20 protein-coding genes are annotated in these 20,159 nt (G+C 65.1%); 15 read left to right on the top strand and 5 right to left on the bottom strand.

Annotated elements, in window-relative coordinates:
• Positions 1 to 22: 22 nt before the first annotated feature.
• From KF903_RS08830 to KF903_RS08840, 3 genes are all read right to left on the bottom strand, one after another.
• The gene (locus tag KF903_RS08830; protein ID WP_291213749.1) at positions 23 to 424 is read right to left on the bottom strand and encodes a hypothetical protein; all 402 of its coding nucleotides are present in this window, start codon (positions 422 to 424) and stop codon (positions 23 to 25) included.
• 25 nt (positions 425 to 449) lie between these two features.
• Positions 450 to 1,226 (bottom strand): hypothetical protein, encoded by a 777-nt coding sequence (locus KF903_RS08835; protein WP_291213751.1) that lies wholly within the window; start codon positions 1,224 to 1,226, stop codon positions 450 to 452.
• Between the two features lie 64 nt (positions 1,227 to 1,290).
• Entirely contained in the window at positions 1,291 to 1,926 is a 636-nt protein-coding gene (locus tag KF903_RS08840; protein ID WP_291213753.1) for a hypothetical protein, read from the bottom strand.
• Between the two features lie 211 nt (positions 1,927 to 2,137).
• Between KF903_RS08840 and KF903_RS08845 the strand changes: the two genes are divergently transcribed.
• The 7 genes from KF903_RS08845 to KF903_RS08875 all read left to right on the top strand — a co-directional run bounded on the left by KF903_RS08845 (position 2,138) and on the right by KF903_RS08875 (position 8,376).
• Positions 2,138 to 2,629, top strand: coding sequence for a hypothetical protein (locus KF903_RS08845; protein ID WP_291213755.1), 492 nt, complete (start codon positions 2,138 to 2,140; stop codon positions 2,627 to 2,629).
• A gap of 7 nt (positions 2,630 to 2,636) precedes the next feature.
• Entirely contained in the window at positions 2,637 to 2,810 is a 174-nt protein-coding gene (locus KF903_RS08850; protein ID WP_291213757.1) for a hypothetical protein, read from the top strand.
• 660 nt (positions 2,811 to 3,470) lie between these two features.
• Complete coding sequence (locus KF903_RS08855; protein WP_291213759.1) at positions 3,471 to 4,892, top strand: suppressor of fused domain protein; 1,422 nt, start codon at positions 3,471 to 3,473, stop codon at positions 4,890 to 4,892.
• Complete coding sequence (locus tag KF903_RS08860) at positions 4,889 to 5,833, top strand: SMI1/KNR4 family protein (RefSeq protein ID WP_291213761.1); 945 nt, start codon at positions 4,889 to 4,891, stop codon at positions 5,831 to 5,833. Before KF903_RS08855 ends, KF903_RS08860 begins: the two co-directional genes overlap by 4 nt.
• A 13-nt stretch (positions 5,834 to 5,846) precedes the next feature.
• The gene (locus KF903_RS08865; RefSeq protein ID WP_291213763.1) at positions 5,847 to 6,596 is read left to right on the top strand and encodes a hypothetical protein; all 750 of its coding nucleotides are present in this window, start codon (positions 5,847 to 5,849) and stop codon (positions 6,594 to 6,596) included.
• Positions 6,593 to 7,087, top strand: a complete 495-nt coding sequence (locus tag KF903_RS08870; protein ID WP_291213765.1) for an SMI1/KNR4 family protein — start codon at positions 6,593 to 6,595, stop codon at positions 7,085 to 7,087. Before KF903_RS08865 ends, KF903_RS08870 begins: the two co-directional genes overlap by 4 nt.
• Before the next feature lie 461 nt (positions 7,088 to 7,548).
• Entirely contained in the window at positions 7,549 to 8,376 is an 828-nt protein-coding gene (locus KF903_RS08875; protein ID WP_291213767.1) for a HEPN domain-containing protein, read from the top strand.
• Positions 8,377 to 8,689: 313 nt separating this feature from the next.
• Here KF903_RS08875 and KF903_RS08880 read toward each other — a convergent pair whose 3' ends face one another.
• Positions 8,690 to 10,849 (bottom strand): ATP-binding protein, encoded by a 2,160-nt coding sequence (locus KF903_RS08880; protein WP_291213770.1) that lies wholly within the window; start codon positions 10,847 to 10,849, stop codon positions 8,690 to 8,692.
• Positions 10,850 to 10,958: 109 nt separating this feature from the next.
• Between KF903_RS08880 and KF903_RS08885 the strand changes: the two genes are divergently transcribed.
• Both KF903_RS08885 and KF903_RS08890 read left to right on the top strand, forming a co-directional pair.
• Entirely contained in the window at positions 10,959 to 11,972 is a 1,014-nt protein-coding gene (locus KF903_RS08885) for a WYL domain-containing protein (RefSeq protein ID WP_291213772.1), read from the top strand.
• 61 nt (positions 11,973 to 12,033) lie between these two features.
• On the top strand, positions 12,034 to 13,605 hold the full coding sequence (locus KF903_RS08890; protein WP_291213774.1) for a DUF2779 domain-containing protein: 1,572 nt from the start codon (positions 12,034 to 12,036) through the stop codon (positions 13,603 to 13,605).
• A 64-nt stretch (positions 13,606 to 13,669) separates the two neighbouring features.
• Here KF903_RS08890 and KF903_RS08895 read toward each other — a convergent pair whose 3' ends face one another.
• Positions 13,670 to 14,563: a LysR family transcriptional regulator gene (locus tag KF903_RS08895; RefSeq protein ID WP_291213776.1), complete on the bottom strand. Its 894-nt coding sequence runs from the start codon at positions 14,561 to 14,563 to the stop codon at positions 13,670 to 13,672.
• A 309-nt stretch (positions 14,564 to 14,872) separates the two neighbouring features.
• Between KF903_RS08895 and KF903_RS08900 the strand changes: the two genes are divergently transcribed.
• From KF903_RS08900 to KF903_RS08925, 6 genes are all read left to right on the top strand, one after another.
• A complete protein-coding gene (locus KF903_RS08900; RefSeq protein ID WP_291213778.1) occupies positions 14,873 to 15,874 on the top strand; it encodes an NADP-dependent oxidoreductase in 1,002 nt (333 codons plus the stop codon).
• An 8-nt stretch (positions 15,875 to 15,882) separates the two neighbouring features.
• Complete coding sequence (locus tag KF903_RS08905; RefSeq protein WP_291213928.1) at positions 15,883 to 16,422, top strand: SDR family oxidoreductase; 540 nt, start codon at positions 15,883 to 15,885, stop codon at positions 16,420 to 16,422.
• A gap of 163 nt (positions 16,423 to 16,585) precedes the next feature.
• Positions 16,586 to 16,798 carry an excisionase family DNA-binding protein gene (locus KF903_RS08910; RefSeq protein WP_291213780.1) on the top strand — a complete coding sequence of 71 codons (213 nt, stop codon included), beginning with the start codon at positions 16,586 to 16,588 and terminating at the stop codon, positions 16,796 to 16,798.
• A complete protein-coding gene (locus KF903_RS08915; protein ID WP_291213782.1) occupies positions 16,795 to 18,366 on the top strand; it encodes a type I restriction-modification system subunit M in 1,572 nt (523 codons plus the stop codon). The genes KF903_RS08910 and KF903_RS08915 overlap by 4 nt, the downstream gene beginning before the upstream one ends.
• Positions 18,363 to 19,556, top strand: a complete 1,194-nt coding sequence (locus KF903_RS08920; RefSeq protein WP_291213784.1) for a restriction endonuclease subunit S — start codon at positions 18,363 to 18,365, stop codon at positions 19,554 to 19,556. Before KF903_RS08915 ends, KF903_RS08920 begins: the two co-directional genes overlap by 4 nt.
• A complete protein-coding gene (locus tag KF903_RS08925) occupies positions 19,553 to 20,158 on the top strand; it encodes a Fic family protein (protein WP_291213786.1) in 606 nt (201 codons plus the stop codon). The genes KF903_RS08920 and KF903_RS08925 overlap by 4 nt, the downstream gene beginning before the upstream one ends.
• Position 20,159: the final 1 nt, after the last annotated feature.

Below are 20,159 nucleotides of genomic sequence, written 5' to 3' on the forward strand. Positions count from 1 at the left end.
ACCGTTGCCTGGCATCGCGGCGTCATGCTGCGTGCTTCCCCACAAGCGGCCGCGAGTTGCCGCAGGCATCGACGTAATAGCGCCCGGCCCGGTCGCGCTGCAGGTACAGCAGATAGCGACCGCCGACCTCCATCGGAAAGCGCGCACTGGTGTTTTCGCTGGTCAGGTCGAATGTCGCAGGCGCCCGCCCGCCGAGGAGGCGCAACCGCGCCACCCGGTAGCGGATGGCGCTGATGCCGTCTGGATCGTCCGCATCTTCATGCAGTGGCGTGGCGGACAGCACGCGCACCAGCAGCACCCCGGTCGCGGTGGCGGCCTCCCGCGCATGCGTTGGCGCACGACCATCCAGACACAGGGCATGAACCGGTGCCACCCAGGCAATGGCCAGCGCCATCGCGGTGAAGCGGTGCAGGGTCAGCATCATGCCGCCATCCGGGCTTCATCGACGCTCACGGCTTGGCTTCCGGTTCCAGTTCAATGCGGTAGTCGTCCTGCAAGGCGCGGCCGCTGCGATGGTGCGGCCACTGGAACAGGTAGCGGGCTTCTTCCAGTTTCCCGCGCAGGCGGTAGCGGGCTTTCAACCGCAGCGTCGGGCGGCCCTTGCCGACCTGTTCAACGCGGCCGATCTGCACGGCATCGGCGGGACTGTCTGCGGTGAAATCGGTATGCGCCATCACTCGACCGTCGCGCAGCACCAGCAGCAGATGGGTGTGCTGGTAGATGCCGAGGAACGGCGACTCGGCGTGGATCAGCCGGGCGATGCCGTCCATCTGCGGACGCGCGGTGTTCCGCATCAGGCCGAGCAGGCTATGGCTGACGATGACGGTGTTGCGCAGGCGTGCGTGCAGCAGCGCACGGTTGTCGGCGATGCAGTCGGCCAGCCGGCGCACCTCCGCCGCATCGGCGAGCGACGGCGGCAGGTAGAGGGTGTCGCCGCGTTCGTGGTCGCCGAATGTCGACAGGCCCGTTGTATCGAGATCGAGGCCGAAGTTGTAGCTGCGCGCGGGATCGCGCAGGCGGTACCCGTCCAGGTTGCGGTAATAGCCCTCGAAGTGAACCGCATCCAGCGCTTGCCCGCGGTAGCGGTAGCGCAGTTCCAGCATCGAGCCGCCGGCCTCGTTGCGGTTGTAGGGGCGCGCATCGATCGTCAGCGCGCCATCCGGGCAGGCCAGCTGCACCACGGGTTGCCAGCCGGCGGCCATCAGCGGGCTCCACGCCAGCAGCATGGACAGTGCGGCCAACGGCCAGAGGCGGGACTTGCGTGGAGGGTTACGGCTCGGCATCGGTGATTCATCGGTGGGTGATGTAGTACCAACGGCCTTTGCCGTCGGATTCGCTCATGGCGTCCGTGCGCATGTCGCCGCGCGCCTTGGCGTCGAACGCCCGTGGATCGGCGTCGCCACCGACCCACAGATAACCGGCGTAGTGGTCCAGCAGGCCGCGATCCGTATAGAAAAACACGTAGTCCTGACCCCGATGGTGCTCGACCACCACCTCGTTGCCGCCCGCGGAGACCTGCGGAGTGCCATGCAATGCGATCAGGTCCGGATTGTGCGCGACGTTCGGCACCAATCGCCCGGCCTGCACCGCCGCGATCACCGTCTTGCGTGCTGCCAGTCGGCCATGGAAGTCGGCCCACAACCACCAGCGCTCGAAAGGCGCCAGCAGGGAGAAGGCCATCGCGGCGACGCAGGCCAACGCCGGCAACCATGCGCGCCAAGGTCGGCGCCACGCATGCCGCACGGCCAACATCAGCGCACCCAGCATCAGCAGCCAGACCAGCGCGAACCACGGCCCCAGCAGGAACGGCGTCAGCCAGTCCAGCAGCGACCATTCCAGCGCATGACTGGCCAGCAAGACCAGACTGGCGACGCCGATGGTCACCCACAGGCGGGCCGCGCGCGGGCGTGGGGACGGATCGGTCATGAGAGAGGCGAATGGGGTGGCGGGGGTCGGAAACAACAACGATTCTCGGCGTCCGATCCGCTCGTATTATCCCCGATGAGCGAAACAGATATCGAACCACGTACAATCCATCGTCCCAACAACAAGGCCACGCGCGGCGGCGGAGTTCCGTTCATACCGGAATGGGCCGCGGATGCGCGTCGGCAGGCATTCAACAACAATCGGAGCATCCATGGCATCGTGCGGAGCATGCGGCACCACCATCCTGTTCGGCGGACGGGACTATGCGGGGATGCGTTTTTGCAGCGAGAAATGCGCGGCCAACGGCCGTGTCGCCATCGCCGCGCAGCGTGTACCCGATGCGGAAGCGCTGCTGCTGGCATCGCAAATCCATGCAGAAAAATGCCCGAAATGCGCGGGACCCGGCCCGGTGGACATGCGGGCTTCGTACAAGGTGTGGTCGGCCGTGTTCATGACCCGCTGGGCCAGCGCCAGCCAGGTGGCATGCCGCCGTTGCGGGATCCGGAAGCAGTCGCTGTCGGCGCTCGGCAGCCTGATCTTCGGCTGGTGGGGCTTCCCGTGGGGATTGATCATGACCCCGGTGCAGCTGTTCCGAAACATCGCCGCCATCGTCAAGCCGCACGACCCGGCCCGGCCATCGCCGCAGCTCATCCAGCACTCCCGGCTGCTGCTGGCGGACCGGATGCTCGAATCGCAGGTCTAACCTCCGCATGAAACTGCTCCGCGCATCCAGCAGCCTGGCGTTCGTCCACTCCCTCCGCATTGCCTTGGAGGGTGAAGACATCGAAACCTACTGCTCCGACGCCGAAACCACCAGCCTTCCCAGCATCGCCGGCGCGATTGGCAGCTCGAACAGGGTGTGCGTGCTCCACGAGAAAGACTAGGGGCGTGCCCTCGGCACCATGAACAGGTTGTCCGGCCCCGCAACGGAACGCGCGGTTCCGGCATCCGCGAAACCCCCGTTGCCGCTCTGGCTGGTGGTTGGCGCTTCCGCGCTGTTGGTTGCGGTGTTGGCGGGCATGCTGGGGGCATCCGCATGAATCCAGACGAATCCGGAAAACGCCGCAATGCGAAGCGGCACGATCCGATACGGAAATCGGGCAGGTAGTGCGCGCCATGAAGCCGCCTTTTCTTGCCTTTTCGAAACGACGACCGCCGTTTCATGACGGCGCGAACGAAGCACACGCGCGCATCGCGTTCGATTGCCGCGTGTGCAATGCGACGATCGAGGAGAACGCACTGGCCTGCCTGTCCGCAGGCGCGGACGGGTACGCCGGCCTGGCGGAAGGCGCGCGCAGCCACATCGCACGCGCCTGCGGCATGCAGGACGCCCGTTTCCCGAACGGCCGCTGCGCCACGTTCTGCACCACGGCCTGTCCGCAGTGCCGGGCGCGCTACGTCCTTGCCATCGACTTCCATGAACAGCAGCCGGCGCGCTACATCGGCGTACTGCAGGCATTGGCCGGTTTCCCGGCCGACGACGTTTGCGCATCCCCCCCCACGATCCGGCGTGACCACCTTTCCCCCAAACCACGGTACCCAATATGCAGCTTCCCCCAACCGTCCCCTTGCGCACACTGCTGCAACAGGCAGCGCATGCCGATCCCGAAGGCTGGCTGTACCTGCGCAAGGTGCCGGACGCACTGGACGATGTCGGCTTCATCCATGTGGACATTCCCGACGAGCCGGCCGCCGTGCAGAACGCGCGCGCCCTCGCCTGGGCCGAGACGGACTGGCTGCCCTACCTGCCAGTGGAGGATTTGCAGGCACTGCTGCGCGAGCGCATCGCGCCGGACGCGGACGACGCGGCCCAGTTGGAGGCGCTGCGCGCATATCTGCTGGACGAAGCCGCGTTCTACCGCGCGCAGCTCGACCCGCGCATCGACCCTGATGCAGGCGATGACGATGACGACGACGAAAGCGACGGCTCGCCCGGCTGGGACGCCATCGACGCCGCCTGCGCGCGCCTGTATCCGGACCAGGAGCCGCGTCATTTCGGCACCCTCGTCAAGAGCTGGATGGGCGGCCACGACCCACTGGACGGCATCAGCGCCTACAAGCGCCTCGATCCGCAGCCGCATTGGCATTTCGTCACCTACGGTCTGTCCGACCTGTACCAGAACTCGCACGATGGCGCGCACAGCGGCTGGGGGCTGGAACTGAGTTTCCGACTGGCCTGTGCCGCCGACGCCATCGAGCCGCCAAACTGGGCCTTGAACTTCCTGCAGAATCTGGCGCGTTACGTCAACGACAGCAGCAACGTGTTCCGCGATGGCGACTGGATGAGCGCCAACGGTCCGATCGCGTTGGAGACAGACACCCTGCTGCGTTCGATGGGCTTCGTGCTGGATCCGGAACTGGGCACCATCGATACACCCAATGGCAGTGTGGCGTTCCTGCAGGTGGTGGGCCTGACCGCTGCGGAAGAAGCAGCGGCCCGTCGCTGGAAAACGCGCAATTTGCTGGACGTGCTGCAACCCGCCATGCCGCTGTGGATCACCGACCTGTCGCGCCCCTGCCTGCTGCAGCGCGAAGACCTGCGCCGCCAGGTCCAGGCCGGTTGCGAACGCGAGGGTTCTTCCAGCGGCATCCTGCACACCGATGTGCTGGACTGGCGCCAGCAAAAGCGCCTGCTGCGCACGCCGCTGACCGAGATCGTGCTGGGCGCGCGCCAGGCCGGCGACCTGGCCGAACTGCTGCCGCTGCGCCTGCCGTTTGGACGCGAGTTCGCGCTGAGCGGAAATAACCGCATGGTGATGCTCCAACCGGCGCAGTCGGACAAGATCACCGTTGCCGGTGACACCCTTGTCCTGCATCTCACCGATGCGACCGTGCGCGGTCTGGCCACCACCTTGCGCACGCAGGCCGGGCGCTATGTGACACCGGGCCTTCCGCAGCTGTGCTGGCAGGTCGAACCCACGCAGATCCGCGACCACGAAGGCCGCGTGGTGGAGACCATCGGATGAGTGCGCATCACGGGTTTTCGCAGTCGCACGTGGACGAACTGCGCGCACACGGCATCGAACTGTTCGCCGGGCGGGTGATCTTCGACGCGCAACCGCCGCTGTCCGAGGCGGACATCGCGGCGGTGCAGGCGACGTGCAGAGGGCCGCTGCCCGCGGGCCTGCTCGCCCTGTGGCGGCAGACCGCCGGCGGGCGGCTGGCCTACGACCTCGATCTCGAAATCGAAACCGCCGAAGGCCGGCGCATCGAGGCAATCAGCTGGACCGAACTGTTCTACCCAGACAGCGGACGCTATCGCGATCTGTGGGGCTGGATCGAACACGAACAGGAACAGGCGCTGGAAATTGCCGAGGACGCCGGCCTCGACCACGACGGCAAGCTGGACTATCTGCCGTTCGGCGGCTTCGAATACTGCGACCGCATTTACGCGGTGACCGCAGCCGACGCGCCCGACTGCGGCGGAGTATTGGCCTGGAAGATGGGCCTGCCGCCGGCGTGGGCACCGGCCCTGACCGAAGATGCGGTGACGAGCTTCGCGCCCGATCTGCACGCCGCGTTCGCGCAGCTGGCCTTGCACCAGGACCCGCTGGCACCGCACGAGGATTACCACGCCGGCACGGAACTGCTGGAGTACCTGGACGAGCGTCGCGCGCAGGGCTTGCCGGCGGAACTGGCCGATGCCCTGCTGGCGTTCTACCGCCGCGCCTTGATCGACTGGCGCGGCCTGCTGGAAACCGGCACGCTGGCCGCGCACCCGCGCGCCTTGCGGCTGGCGCTGGCGCATGCGGTGGAACAGGACGATGCCGGCCTGCTGCGACGCCTTGCTGCCGCCGGCTGCCCACTGGACGGCCTGGTGCGGGGCAGCGACGACGCGCTGGCCCATGCGCGCTTCCTGAAGAAGCCGGCGGCGGTCGAAACGCTCACCGTGCTGACCCGCCGCTGAGGTTGCCCCCCGAATGATCCAGCGCCCCCTCCACACGCCCTCCGTAACCACACCAGATGTGGGCTCCCAGATTGCGCGAGTCATGCGCGGCGTCGCTCTGGCGCCATGGTTTGCCGCAGCCGCGTGCGTACTGCTGGCTGTACCAGGCACGGCCGATGCCGGCCAGTCTGCCATCGCCCACGTTGCCGCCTGCGGCCTGGAGTTCGATCTGCCCGCGGGCTACAAGATCACCCGGCCAAAACGCATGGTGGATGCGCGCGATGGCGCGTCGTGCAGCTTCGACATCGTCAAGGCCAGACCCGATCCACCGCAACAGGGCGAATGCAAGGATGAGGAAGACAGCGGCCAGCCACCGTTCGATGTGTGCGACTGGATGATCGACGGCGGCCCCGCCTCGCCCAGCGTGCTGGTGGTGCGCGTGCGTCCGGGTGGCCGGCCGCTGCTGGATGATTTCGTGTTGGACGATTCAGGCCGCTGGAACGTGACCAATGCGCAGGCTGGCGGCCAGCCCGCCCAAGCCATCGACTTCTTCGGCAAACCGGCGTGGACAGGCGAAGCCATCGTGCGGATGTACTGGTATCGCGCGCGCACCAAGAATTTCACCGGCATCTACGCCGGTTCCGGCGGCAGCGACGTCACGCTGGTGCAGTTCGCATCCGATCTGTTCGTGGAATTGCACGACCCGCCGCAGGATGCAAACGGCGAATGCACGACGTTCTGCGCCAGCTTGCATCTGGGCGCACGCACGCAAGACCTGCCATGACTCCCGCCGAGCGCATCGACACCCTGATCGCACGCCTACACGCATTGGCGCAGCGCGACGAAGACATCGACATCTCCTGGGCCGGCCCCGGCACCGAGCAGGCCCTCACCGCCGTCGAGCAGGCATTGGGCGTGCGCATTGCGGGCTCGTTCCGCGATTTCATCCTGCGCACCGGTGGCGGCGGGCTGGACTTGTTCCCGATTTCCGCCATCCCCGCCGACGCGCCCCTGGGCGGCTACCACACCGTGTACGGCGACACCCTGTATTGGCGTCACGATACGGGCGGCACGCCGCTGCCGCAGCACTTGGTGGTCATCCAGCGCGATCTGGACGACAACGAACCGTTCTGCCTCGACACCTCGCGCGTGGTGAACGGCGAAAACCCGGTCGTGCTGTTCTATCCCGGCTCTCGCAGTGGACACGTGGATCGCATCGCGCCCGCCTTCCTCGACTTCTACGAAGCCTACCTCGCGCCGCATTTCGAACAGTGAGGAAGCCGATCTTGCGATCATTCATCGTTGACAGCCATGCGCGTCGTTCGTCAGGGCTCGCTGCTTGAACTGCGCGCTGAAGCGGGCGCGCCGCGCCTTCTGTCCTGCCGCCTTCCTCGTTGTCATGATGTCCACCTCGGGTTGCGATAGTGAATCGCTTAACCATGTGTCCGTCGAGCGGGAGCCAGATCAGTCGCCCACGGCACCGCAACCGTCATGACCCCGTGCTCGGCACGGCGCACGCGGGGAACCTCCGCGTCGAGCACCGTCGTGAACTGTCACGCATCCAGATGCCGCCACTTGCGCCGCCGACGGTCATCGCCGGGCGAAGGGGCTCCGCACGTCGGGCACGTAAACGTTGCATCCGCCGAGGCGGCGACCTCGACAGTCACCGCGCCGGCAGCTGGATCCAGATCAACTTGAACCACCTTCCATGGGCCGCGCAGGCCAGGAATCTGGGCATGAAGGTCGCCATCTCTCATCCCGCAGGGACCAAGACACCCACCTCAAGCGGTCAAGCTGGAGCCGCCAGGCATGCCGATCGCCCGTTGCGCTCCGCCGACGTCGCCCGCCCCACTAGAATCGTGACAAGCCGATGTCGTTGCGTCGGCGCAGGGGTGGTCATGGCAGCAACCGCATCAGTTTCGGCAAGGCTCAAGAAGCAGTTCCGCGCCTGCATCGAGCAGCACGACGAGTCCGCGCGCGTGCGCTTGCATCGGGCCATCAGTTGGCTCGCGCGTGCCGAAGCCGAAGACGACGACAATGATGCGCGGTTCGTGTTCCTGTGGATCGCGTTCAACGCCGCCTATGCGCGCGAGTTCGCGCTTGAGGGCAGTGCCCGCGAGCAACTCAACGGCTTTTTCGAGCACTTGCTGCGGCTTGATGCAGGCAAGCGCATTGCGGCCCTGCTGCTGCAACACTTTTCCGGTCCGATTCGCACCATGGTGGCGAACCGATATGTCTTCGAACCGTTCTGGCGCGCCTTGCGCAGCCACGATTCGAGTGGGCGCTGGGAGACAAGCCTGGCGGCCGGCACCAAGGCCGCGACACGGGCCATGCTCGACAACCGTGTCGACATCGTCCTCTCTGTCGTGTTCGATCGCCTTTACGTCCTGCGCAACCAGCTCGTGCACGGTGGTGCAACCTGGAACAGCAAGGTCAACCGCGCGCAGGTGCGCGACGGCGCCCACATCCTGATGGCATTGGTTCCGCTCGTGATCGAGCTCATGGTCGAACACCCGGAGGCAGACTTCGGCGAGATACTTTTCCCCGTGCTGCCGCCCCATTGAGACGGCCGCTCATGCCCTGCGCAACGGGCGCCGGGTCGTTGCGGCAGCCGACGCCATCAACCGACTGCACAAGGCCAAGGTCAGCCAGCGGCAGTCCTGGCGCAACCGCAAGGCCGTGGCGATGGCCACGCCCGAGTCGGTGCAGCGGGCCGATCACCGACAACCGCCGCGATCGATCGCCAACACCACCCAGCAGCGGGCACCGTGGCGGCCTGCCGTTGGCGACCGGCGGCGTTGGGCAAGGCACGCATGCCTCGAGCAACGCCGCCTGCGCAGCGCACGGAATCGTTCACGGCGCTCGCTCAGCGGTCAACTAGGCAAGGAACCCGATGCGGCGACTGCGGGCTGTCGGCTTCATCGCAACTTCCTGCGCAAGCAGTTGCACCACACGTCGCGCCGCAGCGGGTTCGCCAGTCACGCGCAGCTGCCGCAGCACATTCGCGAAGTCTCCCGGCACAAGCTGATCGAGGCTTTCCAGGACCGGAAAGGCCGCATCGACATCAGCGCCGTTGCCACAAATGCGCGTCAGCATCGCGCGGCGTTGCTCGCGCGTGAGCCAGTCGAACTTGACCTTGAAGTCGAAGCGTCGCAGCGATGCCGCATCGAGCGTATCGACGAGATTGGTCGACGCCACGAAGATGCCGTCGAACGCCTCCATCTGCGTCAGCAACTCGTTGACTTGCGTGACCTCCCATGACCTGGCCGCGCCGGCGCGATCGCGCAAAAAGCCGTCGGCCTCGTCGATCACGAGGATCGCGCGCTCATCGCTCGCGCGCCGGAAAGCATCGGCGATGTTGCGTTCGGTCCCGCCCACCCATGAACTCATCAGGTCCGAGCCGCGCTTCACCAGCACGCTGCGGTCGATGACTTGGCCAAGGTGATGGGCGAATGCGGTCTTGCCGGTGCCGGGCGGTCCGTACAAGCACAGCCGGGCGCCGCCGTTGTTGCGCCGCAACCCATCCACCAGCGTGCCGAGATCGCGGTCCGTGTTGAGGAAGGCCGCGTCGTAGTGTTCGGGCAGCGCGAACGCGGCTGCCCTGACGCGGTGCCCAGCCGCCTTGAGCATCGAGGTCACGTGGCGCTCAACCTCGGCGTCGCGCACGCGCAGATCCCTGCATCGCAGCGATTTCGCCACACGCGCAGCCTTCTCCACGAAGGCTGGCACGAGCGCTTCGACCGCAGCCAGCCGCTCGACACACTGCGCCGACAGCTCGCCATCCTTGAAGTAGCGGCGCACGATGCGCCGACGTGCAGAAGCCGGCGGCGACGCCAACTCCAACACAAGGTCGAAGCGCCGCAGGTAGGCGTGATCGATGGCACCGATCGAATTGCAGACCCAGAAAGCCGGCACCGGGTTCTGCTCAAGCATCTGGTTGATCCAGCTCTTGCGCAACTCTTCCGAGTCGCGTCCCGAAAACCTGCCGCCAAGCGTTGCTGCCAGGGCGCCGTCGCTGCCGAACACATCTTCCACTTCGTCGAACAGCAGCAACTGCTTGGGTCTGCTCGCGAGCAGGTTTTGGCAAAGGCCGTATGCACTGAAACGCCGGCGGCCTGAGATGGAGTCGCCGGCGGAGTCCTCATTGGGAACTTCGTGCAGATCGGCGCCGAGCTTGCCGGCAATCGCGCGGACCAATTCGGTCTTGCCGGTCCCCGGTTCTCCGTGGATCAGCACATTCACACCGCGCCGCGTGCGACGCACGCTGTCGGCGATGTACTGCAATATCGTCGGCAGTTCCGCCACATGCGAATAGTCATCGATCGACAGCGTGGCCGGCGGCGACGGCTTGACGAGGCTGCGTAGCAGCTGCGTCTCATCGAGATTGGGCGATGACAGTACGTTCATGACCTCCTGCGACAACTCCAGCGGATTGGACGAATAGCCATCGTTCCGCCAGTCGGCAAGAAGACCACTGCGCAGCAGGAACGAACCCGGTGCACAGGCCGTCGCTACCGCGCGCGGCCGCAGGCCCGTTGCGGAATGGATGGCGCGCAGCGCATCCTCGGGCGAGCAGATCACGATGCTGATCAAATCACGGAAATGGCGCGATTGGGTCGCGACCGCAGCCAAGCGGAGGATTTCGCGCTCCGCCGTGTTGAGTTTGAACGCGTTGCCGAGGTGCGCAATGTTGCGGTCGAGCGCGCGCTCCTTCGAGCGAAAGCGGGCCTCCAGTTGCCTGCGTCGCGCCCCGAGGGCTTCGCGGAACTCGCCCGGGGTGATCCTGCCGTCATGCGCCGGGCTGCTTTCCAGCCCGACCAGAGTCAGCACATCGTCGTCGCGCACGCGATTTTGCCGCAGCAAGCGAGCATGCCAATCCTGGTCATCGATCATGCGCAGCGCATAGACGGCGGCCTCCAACTCGCCGCGCGAGCCTAACGGGATCGCCACGAAGGGCGACGATCGCCGTCGTGAGGGCGGCGCGAGCGGCGCTGCGTCGTCGACGAGAAAATCATCAAAGCCGTAGTCCTGCGTCATCGTCGTAGTCTCCGTGCCAAGTGCCTCCATGGTTGGGCATACTCACGACATATGGCGTCGCATGCGGCAGCGCACTTGACATGGGACGACGCACTGGGAGGGTGAGCGAATGAAGAGGAACCAGCAATCCATCGAGACGGCCAAGCGCTACATCGCGATGCTCGGCTACATCCCGCGCCGCCCCCACAAGATCACCACCAGCGAGCTGTCAGCGAAGCTGGAGGCCGCCGGGCTGCGAATCGATGTCCGCAGCATCCAGCGCGACCTCAACAAGCTGTCCACGAACTTCCCGCTGGTCAGCGACGAGGCGCGCCCGGCGGGTTGGTCGTGGCGGGAGGAAGGGCCCCAACTGAGCATTCCGCACATGGATCTCTCCACGGCGCTGACGTTCGAACTGCTGTCGCGCTACCTTTCGCCCATCCTGCCCCGCAAACTCCATGCGCACCTGCGGCCCAATTTCGCCGAGGCGCGGCATGTACTCGACCAGATGGGCGCATTGCCGTTGGCGCGATGGTCAAAGAGGATCGCGGTCGTTCCTGCATGGCAACCGCTTCTTCCGCCGGAGGTCAGCGGACCGGTGCTCGATGTGGTCTACGAGGCACTGTTGTCCGCAGTACGCTTCGAGGCCGACTACCTTGCACTGGGCTCCGACAAGGCCAAACGCTACGTCTTCAACCCACACGGGCTTGTCTATCGGCAAGGCGTGATCTACCTCGTCGCAAGCCTGTTCGACTGGGACAACCCCATGCTGTTCGCGCTGCACCGGATGTCGGGTGTCGTGCTTCTGGGCGATGCCGCGCGCAACCTCAAAGACTTCGACCTCGACCGCTACATCAACGAAGAGCATGCGTTCGAGATCCCATCGGGCGCCACGCTCCGCATCGAGCTGCGGCTCGCTGCGTGGCTGGCGCGCCACCTCGGCGAGTCGCGCCTGTCGAAAGACCAGACCATTGCACCCATTCGTGGCAGCGATCAATTCCGACTCGTTGCAACCGTGGCGGACACGGCACAGTTGCACTGGTGGCTTCGCGGCCTGGGGCCGGACGTCGAGATCCTGAAGCCGGCCGCGCTGCGCAGGAAGATCAAGGCCGACGTGGCTGAACTGGCGTCGATGTACCGCTGATCGTCGTTGCTGCGGTTGCCTGCGACGCTACCTGTCGCACTACTGATACACAATGCAGGCCATGAACGCTACAGTCCGCCGCACCAAGCCAGCCGCGCCTGGCAACAAGCCGAAACCGGCCACGCCACGGCTGTCCAAATCCCGCATCCAGTCGGGTCGACAGTGCCACAAGCGCCTGTGGCTCGAGATACACCAACCCGACGCCATCCAGTGGGATGACTCGGCCCAGGCACGCCTGGACCAAGGCACGGCGTTCGGCGAGCTCGCCCGTGACCTGCTCGGCGGCGGGTTGCTGATCGAAGCCGACCACCGGCACTTCGACCAAGCGCTCGCACAGACGCGCGACGCGCTGTCCTGCAGCCGTTCGCGACTGCCGCGCCTGTTCGAGGCAGCCTTCGAGTTCCAGGGCGTGCGCGTGCGCGTCGACGCGCTCGAGCGCGGTCGCAACAGCGATACCCTGATCGAAGTGAAGTCCTCGACCGGGGTCAAGGACGAATATCTGTGGGACTGCGCAATCCAGGCGTGGGTGCTGCGTGGTGCTGGCCGGCCGCTGCGCCAGATCGCTCTGGCGCACGTCAACAATCAATTCGTCTACACCCGCGAAGGCGACTACGACGGCCTGCTCGCGATCGAGGACATCACGGCGGAAGTCGAGGCCCTGCTGCCGAGCATCCCGGCGCTCGTTGCAGAACTGAAGCGTGTCGCCAAGGGCGACCTGCCGCGGATTTCGACTGGCGCGCATTGCCACACGCCCTACGAGTGCCCGCTGCTCGCATACTGCCAGGCCCGCGAGCCCAAATTGCCGGACTATCCGGTCGATGTCCTGCCGCGAGGTCACGCGCTCATCGCGCAGTTGCGCGCGCAAGGCCATGTCGACATCCGCACCGTGCCCGACCACTTGCTGACGCGCGACACCCACAAGCGCATCGCGGCCGCAACCCGTGACAACAAGCCATTCGTGTCCGACGAGTTCGCCTCGATTCTCGATGCAATCGCGTATCCACGTTTCCATCTCGATTTCGAAACGATCCAGTACGTCGTCCCACGCTGGCTCGGGACACGCCCATTCGAACAGTTGCCGTTCCAGTTCTCGTGCCATGTCGAGGATCGCGGCGGCACTCTGCGGCAGGAAGCGTTCCTCGATGTTTCCGGCCACCCACCCCTTGCCGCGCTCGTCGATCGCCTGATCGAAGTGGTCGGCAAGTCCGGGCCGATTCTGGTCTGGAACCAGGGTTTCGAGGGCCGTTGCATTCGTGAGCTGGCCGCACGATTTCCGGAGAAGCGCAAAGCGCTGCTGCGCATCGTCGACCGCCTGGTCGACCTCCTGCCGATCTTCCGCGAGCATTACTACCACCGCGACATGCTCGGGTCGTGGTCGATCAAGGCCGTGCTGCCGACCATCGCGCCCGACCTCGATTACGGCGATCTCGACATCGGCGACGGCGGCGCCGTGCAACTGGCGTACCTGGAAGCGATTGCGCCCGATACGACGGCGCGCCGGCGCGAGGAACTGCGCAGCCAGATGCTCGCCTATTGCGAGCGCGATACGCTGGCCATGGTCAGGTTGTCCCAGTGGCGACCGGCAGCCGCGGTCCGCCGCGCCAATCGCGGGGGCCGCGCGAAAGCCTCATGACGGTGGTGCGGCCGGCGCCCTGTTCCGCCTGCCGTAACCGGCGCGCAGCCACGGTGCCCAGCCGTCAGGCGCGGTAGCGCAGCGCTTCGAGCACCAGCGCGAAGGCCGGTGAAGGCTGGCGACGGCTCGGGTAGTACAGGTGATAGCCGGGGAACGGCGGGCACCAGGCCTCGAGCACGCGGACGAGGCGGCCGTCGGCGAGTTCCGCGCCAACCTCGTCCTCGGGCATGAACGCGATGCCGAGGCCAGCGAGCGCCGCCTGGATGGCCGGCGGCGTCGTGTTGAAGATCAACTGGCCTTCGACATGCACGTTCTGCGGACGGCCGGCACGTTCGAACTCCCACGCATACAGCCCGCCGTAGGTCGGCAGGCGCAGATTGATGCAGTTGTGCGCGAGCAGGTCTTGCGGCTTCTTCGGCGGCGGATTGGCGGCGAAGTAGGCCGGCGATGCCACCGTCACCATGCGCAGCCTCGGTCCGATCGGCACCGCGATCATGTCCCTGTCGATGCTGTCGCTCATGCGCACGCCGGCATCGAAGCGGTCGGCGACGATGTCGCGAAACCCGTAGCTGACGTCGAACTCGATCTTGATGTCCGGATACTCGCGCAGCAGCGGCGCGAGCTTGGGCAGCAGGATCGAGCGCAGCACGCGGTCGCCGCAGGTGATCCGCACGGTACCGCCCGGCTTGTCGCGCATCGCGGTCAGCGCGTCCAGCTCGGTTTCGATCTCGTCGAAGCGATGGCCGATCGCGTGCAGCAGGCGCTCGCCGGCGGGCGTGGGCGACACGCTGCGCGTGGTGCGCGTGAGCAAGCGGATTTGCAGCCGCGCCTCAAGGCCGCTGATGGCCTGGCTGATCGCCGACTGGCTGATGCCGAGCAAGGCGCCGGCGCGGGTGAAACTGCCCTCGCGCGCGACGGTGACGAAGTACAGCAGCTCGTTGAGGTTGCGTCTGGCCATGCGTCTGGCGCGCCACGACAGGCAGTGGTCGACCTTATAGCTGCTCCGAGGGCGGGTTCGCCAGTCGTCGCCGATCGCGACTGCAACGGCTCGCGGTGGCCGGTTTCGCTCCACGCCGCAGCGCGCCCCGGCAGCGGCGTCGATGCTCGCGCGTCGCGCGCGGCGCCGAGGTCACGGTGTCCACGACGACGCCGGGCGCGCGCGGCCACGCAACGCCTGCCGGCGGCAACGACCTTGCTGGCCAGCGCCGCTGCGGCGCGCGATCATCGGCCTCGTCGGCGCCGGGTCCGCGCACGAGGTTGATCGATCATGCAGGCCTTCATCGTCCATCGCTACGGGGACCCGACCGCGCGGCGCATCGGCGAAGTGCCGCTGCCGGAGCCCGCCAGCGACGAGGTGCTGGTCAAGGTGCATGCGGCGGGCATCAATCCGCTCGACAGCAAGCTCGCGGCGGGCGCCTACAAGGCCGTGCTGCCGTACCGGACGCCGTTCATCCTCGGCCACGATCTGGCCGGCGTGGTGGAGCGGATCGGCCGCGGCGTCACGCGCTTCCAGCCCGGCGATGCCGTCTTTGCGCGCCCGCGCGACGGCCGCATCGGCACGCTCGCCGCGTTCATCGCGGTCAACGAGGCCGACCTTGCGCGCAAGCCGGCCAACCTGACGATGGAGCAAGCCGCGTCGCTGCCACTGGTCGGCCTCACCGCCTGGCAGATCCTCGTCGAACGCGCCCATGTCGAGGCCGGCCAGAAGGTGCTGATCCATGCCGGCTCCGGCGGCTTCGGCACGATCGCGATCCAGCTTGCGAAGCATCTCGGCGCCCACGTCGCGACGACCACGGGCCCCGCCAATCTGGCACTGGTGCAACGGCTCGGCGCCGCCGTGGCCGTGAACTACCGAAGCGAGCGATTCGAGGACCGGCTCGAAGGCTATGACCTCGTGATCAACACCCAGGACAAGGCCACGCTCGAAAGATCGATCGGCGTCCTCAAGCCCGGCGGACAACTGATCTCGCTGTCAGGCCCGCCCGATGCCGAGTTCGCCAGGGAAGCCGGACTCAACCCGCTGCTGCGACTCGTGGTCGGCGCCATGAGCGCCGCCATCCGGCGCAAGGCGCGGCGTCACGCCGTGCGCTACGCCTTCCACCTCATGCGCGCGAGCGGCGCGCAACTGGAGCGGCTGACGCCGCTGCTGGAAAACGGCACGATCCAACCCGTCGTCGACCGCATCTACCCGTTCGCGCAGATCGCCGAGGCCTTCGCGCATCTCGAATCGGGACACGCGCGCGGCAAGCTGGTGGTTCGCATCGACTGACCTGCGTCATCGCTGCGCGGGGCTGCGCGATCGCGGCCCGCGTTTCGCACGGGTTCGCCCGGCTCGGCGCACGCGTGGGAGTCGATCTGAACCGGCGTGACACTCTCAAGCTCGCAGCGACAACGCGCACAGGCGGCACCGCGATCCGCGTGTGCCTGGCCACCGAAGCGGCTCGAAGCATCGTCGTTGAACGCCGCGCCATCGACATGACCTTCAACAACGCCGGCATCCAGGTGCCGCCGAACGATGCAGCCGACGAGCCGATCGAGAATTTCCGGCGCATCGTCGCGGTCAAGTCGTTCGGCGTATGGGCCAGAATGGAGCACGAACTGCGCGTGATGCGCGCGCAAGGATCGGGCGCGATCGTCCACGATTCCTCGCTCGGTGGCCTGATTGGCCTGCCCGGACGCGCGGCTCACCACGGCACCAAGCACGCCGCGCCCGGCATGACCAAGAGCGCCGGCGTGGAATACGCGCCGCGCGGCATCCGTGTCAACGCGGTGTGCCCCGGTGACCTGCCAGTCTATGTCGGCTTCACCGAGCACTGATTCAAGACCAGGATTTCGCTGTCATGGCGTCGGCGTTTCGGGGAAGGACGCGCCGCATGGCCTTGGCGACGCGCACGCCCGCCACCGGGCAGGCTGATAAAGTGCGGCTTTCCGAATCACGCCGACGCCATGCCGCCACAACCCTTGCTGCCGGAACCTTGCCGTGGGCACTGAACCCTGGCAATCGGTGGCGCAGCTCGCCGCGCATCTGGGCGTCACCCGCGACTCCATCAGCTGCCGCATCGAGCGCAAGCACCTGCCGGCGCATCGCGTCGGACGGCTGTGGAAGTCCAAGGTCTCCGAGGTGGATGACTGGGTGCGCGGCGGTGGCGCCGACGACAACAACATGAACGACTCGACAGGACAGCAACGATGACCAGCGCCCAGCAACGCGCCGAACTGCAACGCCAGATCTGGGCCATCGCCAACGACGTGCGCGGCGCGGTGGATGGCTGGGACTTCAAGCAGTACGTGCTGGGCACCTTGTTCTACCGCTTCATCAGCGAAAACTTCGCCAGCTACATCGAAGCCGGTGACGACAGCGTGCGCTACGCCGACATGCCCGACAGCGTCATCACCACCGCCATCAAGGACGATGCGGTCAAGACCAAGGGCTTCTTCCTCTATCCCAGCCAGCTGTTCGCCAACGTCGCGGCCAGGGCCCACGGCAACGACAGCCTCAACACCGACCTCGCGGCCATCTTTGCCGCCATCGAAGCCTCCGCCAACGGCTACCCGTCCGAGCACGACATCAAGGGCCTGTTTGCCGACTTCGACACCACCAGCAACCGCCTGGGCAACACCGTCAAGGACAAGAACACGCGCCTGGCCGCGGTGCTCAAGGGCGTGGCCGGGCTGGATTTCGGCCATGATTTTTATGAAAAGGGCGACGCCAGCCACATCGACCTGTTCGGCGATGCCTACGAATTTCTCATCTCCAACTACGCCGCCAACGCCGGCAAATCCGGCGGCGAGTTCTTCACCCCGCAGCATGTCTCGCGCCTGATCGCGCAGCTGGCCATGCACGGCCAGGCCAGCGTCAACAAGATCTACGACCCCGCCTGCGGCTCCGGCTCGCTGCTGCTGCAGGCCAAGAAGCACTTCGACGCCCACCTCATCGAAGACGGCTTCTACGGGCAGGAAATCAACCACACCACGTACAACCTGGCGCGGATGAACATGTTCCTGCACAACATCAACTACGACAAATTCGACATCCAGCTCGGCAACACCCTGCTCAATCCGCACTTCGGCGATGAAAAGCCGTTTGACGCCATCGTCTCCAACCCGCCGTATTCGGTGAAGTGGCTCGGCAGCGACGATCCCACCCTGATCAACGACGAACGCTTTGCCCCCGCCGGCGTGCTGGCGCCCAAGTCCAAGGCCGATTTCGCCTTCGTGCTGCACGCGCTGCACTACCTCTCCGGCCGTGGCCGCGCGGCCATCGTCTGCTTTCCGGGCATCTTCTACCGCGGCGGCGCCGAGCAGAAGATCCGCCAGTACCTGGTGGACAACAACTTTGTGGAAACGGTGATCGCACTGGCGCCCAATCTGTTCTACGGCACCACCATCGCCGTGAACATCCTGGTGCTGTCCAAACACAAGACCGACACCGCCACCCAGTTCATCGACGCCAGCGAATTGTTCAAGAAGGAAACCAACAACAACGTGCTGCTGGCCGAGCACATCGAACGCATCATGACCGTGTTCGCCAGCAAGGAAGACGTGCCGCACTTCGCCCGCTGCGTGCCGCACGCGCAGGTGGCCGCCAACGACTACAACCTGTCGGTGAGCAGCCATGTGGAGGCGAAAGACACCCGCGAAGTGGTGGACATCGCGCAGCTCAACGCCGAAATCAAGACCACCGTGACCCGCATCGACCAGCTGCGCCGCGAGATCGACGCCATCGTGGCGGAGATCGAGGGCGGGGAGAACGAGGCATGAGCCGCGTGGCGTTTCTGGAGAAGCTGCTCGATGGGGCGGAGGTGGAGTGGAAGGCGCTGGGGGATGTGGGCGACTTCATTCGCGGAAACGGGATGCAGAAGAAGGACTTTGTTGAGGAAGGATTCCCCGCCATCCATTACGGGCAGCTCTATACCCGCTATGGGCTTTCGGCAGAACGAACCTTCACATATGTGCCCGAGAAACTGGCAAGCCAGTTAAGGCGAGCTCAAAACAATGATCTTCTCCTTGCCACAACGTCAGAAAACGATGAAGACGTCGTGAAACCGCTCGCTTGGCTTGGTGGTGAAGTGGCGATATCAGGTGACATGATGCTGTTCAGGCATGCGCAGAACGTGAAATATCTTGCGCATTACTTTCAAACCATTGCGTTTCAGGATCAGAAAAAAAAGTACATCACCGGCGCTAAGGTTCGCCGAGTATCAAGCGGCGATCTTGCCAAGCTAGTCGTCCCAATCCCCTGCCCCAACAACCCGAACAAATCGCTGGAAATTCAGTCCGAAATCGTCCGCATTCTGGACGCATTTACCGCGGTGACCAGCGAGCTGACCAGCGAGCTTAGCGCACGCCGGAAGCAATACAACCACTACCGCGACAAGCTGCTGCGTTTTGAAGACGGGGAAGTGGAGTGGAAGACGTTGGGGGGCGTGGCGACAATTGGTACCGGTAGTCACGATACTCAGGATTCAATTGCTGATGGCAAGCATATTTTTTTCGCACGCGGTCGTGAGCCTTTACGCCTAAACGAGTTTGATTTTGACGAAACTGCAATCATCACGGCGGGAGATGGCGCGGGGGTGGGCAAAGTATTTCACTATGTCCAAGGAAAATATGCGCTACATCAGCGGGCATACCGCATAGTTCCTTGCGCAACTATCAATCCGCGATTCGTATATCACTGCATAAAATCTCATTTTTACACGTATATACAAAAGGCATCGGTGAGTTCATCTGTGACCTCACTGCGTAGGCCGATGTTCTTAAACTTCCCGATACCAGTTCCACCCCTCGCCGAACAAGCCCGCATCGTCGCCATCCTCGACAAATTCGACGCCCTCACGAATTCGCTGAGCGAAGGCCTGCCGCGCGAAATCGAGCTGCGCCGCAAGCAGTACGAACACTACCGCGATCTGCTCTTGAGCTTTTCTCGCACCCACGGAGCCAGTGCATGATTCTGGAAAACAAACTCAACATCGACAATCAGGTCGAGCTCGCCAGGGCCGAAGAGAAACTCAGCAAACAAAAAGCCAAGCGGCTATTTGACTCGGGCGACATCCACAAGGCAGAGGTCGGCACTTTCAGCGACCTGTCGTTCATCCACGCCTATTTGTTCGGCGATATTTATCACTTCGCAGGCAAGATCCGTGAGGTCAATATCGCCAAAGGTGATTTCCGGTTCGCGCCCGTGCTTTACCTCGATGCCGCCTTGAAGCGCATCGATGCCATGCCGCAAAACACATTCGATGACATCATCGAACAATATGTGGAGATGAACGTCGCCCACCCGTTCCGCGAGGGCAATGGCCGCGCCACCCGTATCTGGCTGGATCTGATGCTCAAGAAGGCAATCCGGCAGATAGTGGATTGGAATGGGGTGGACAAAGCCGAATACCTCTCGGCGATGCAGCGCAGCGTGGTGAAGGATCTGGAAATCAAGGCGCTGCTCAAACAAGCCCTCACCGACAAAGTTGATGACCGGGCCTTGTTCATGAAAGGCATCGATGTGAGCTATTACTACGAAGGCTATGACGAATTCAAAACCGACGAACTGTAAC

This window comes from Dokdonella sp., assembly GCF_019634845.1.
Lineage (GTDB): Bacteria > Pseudomonadota > Gammaproteobacteria > Xanthomonadales > Rhodanobacteraceae > Dokdonella_A.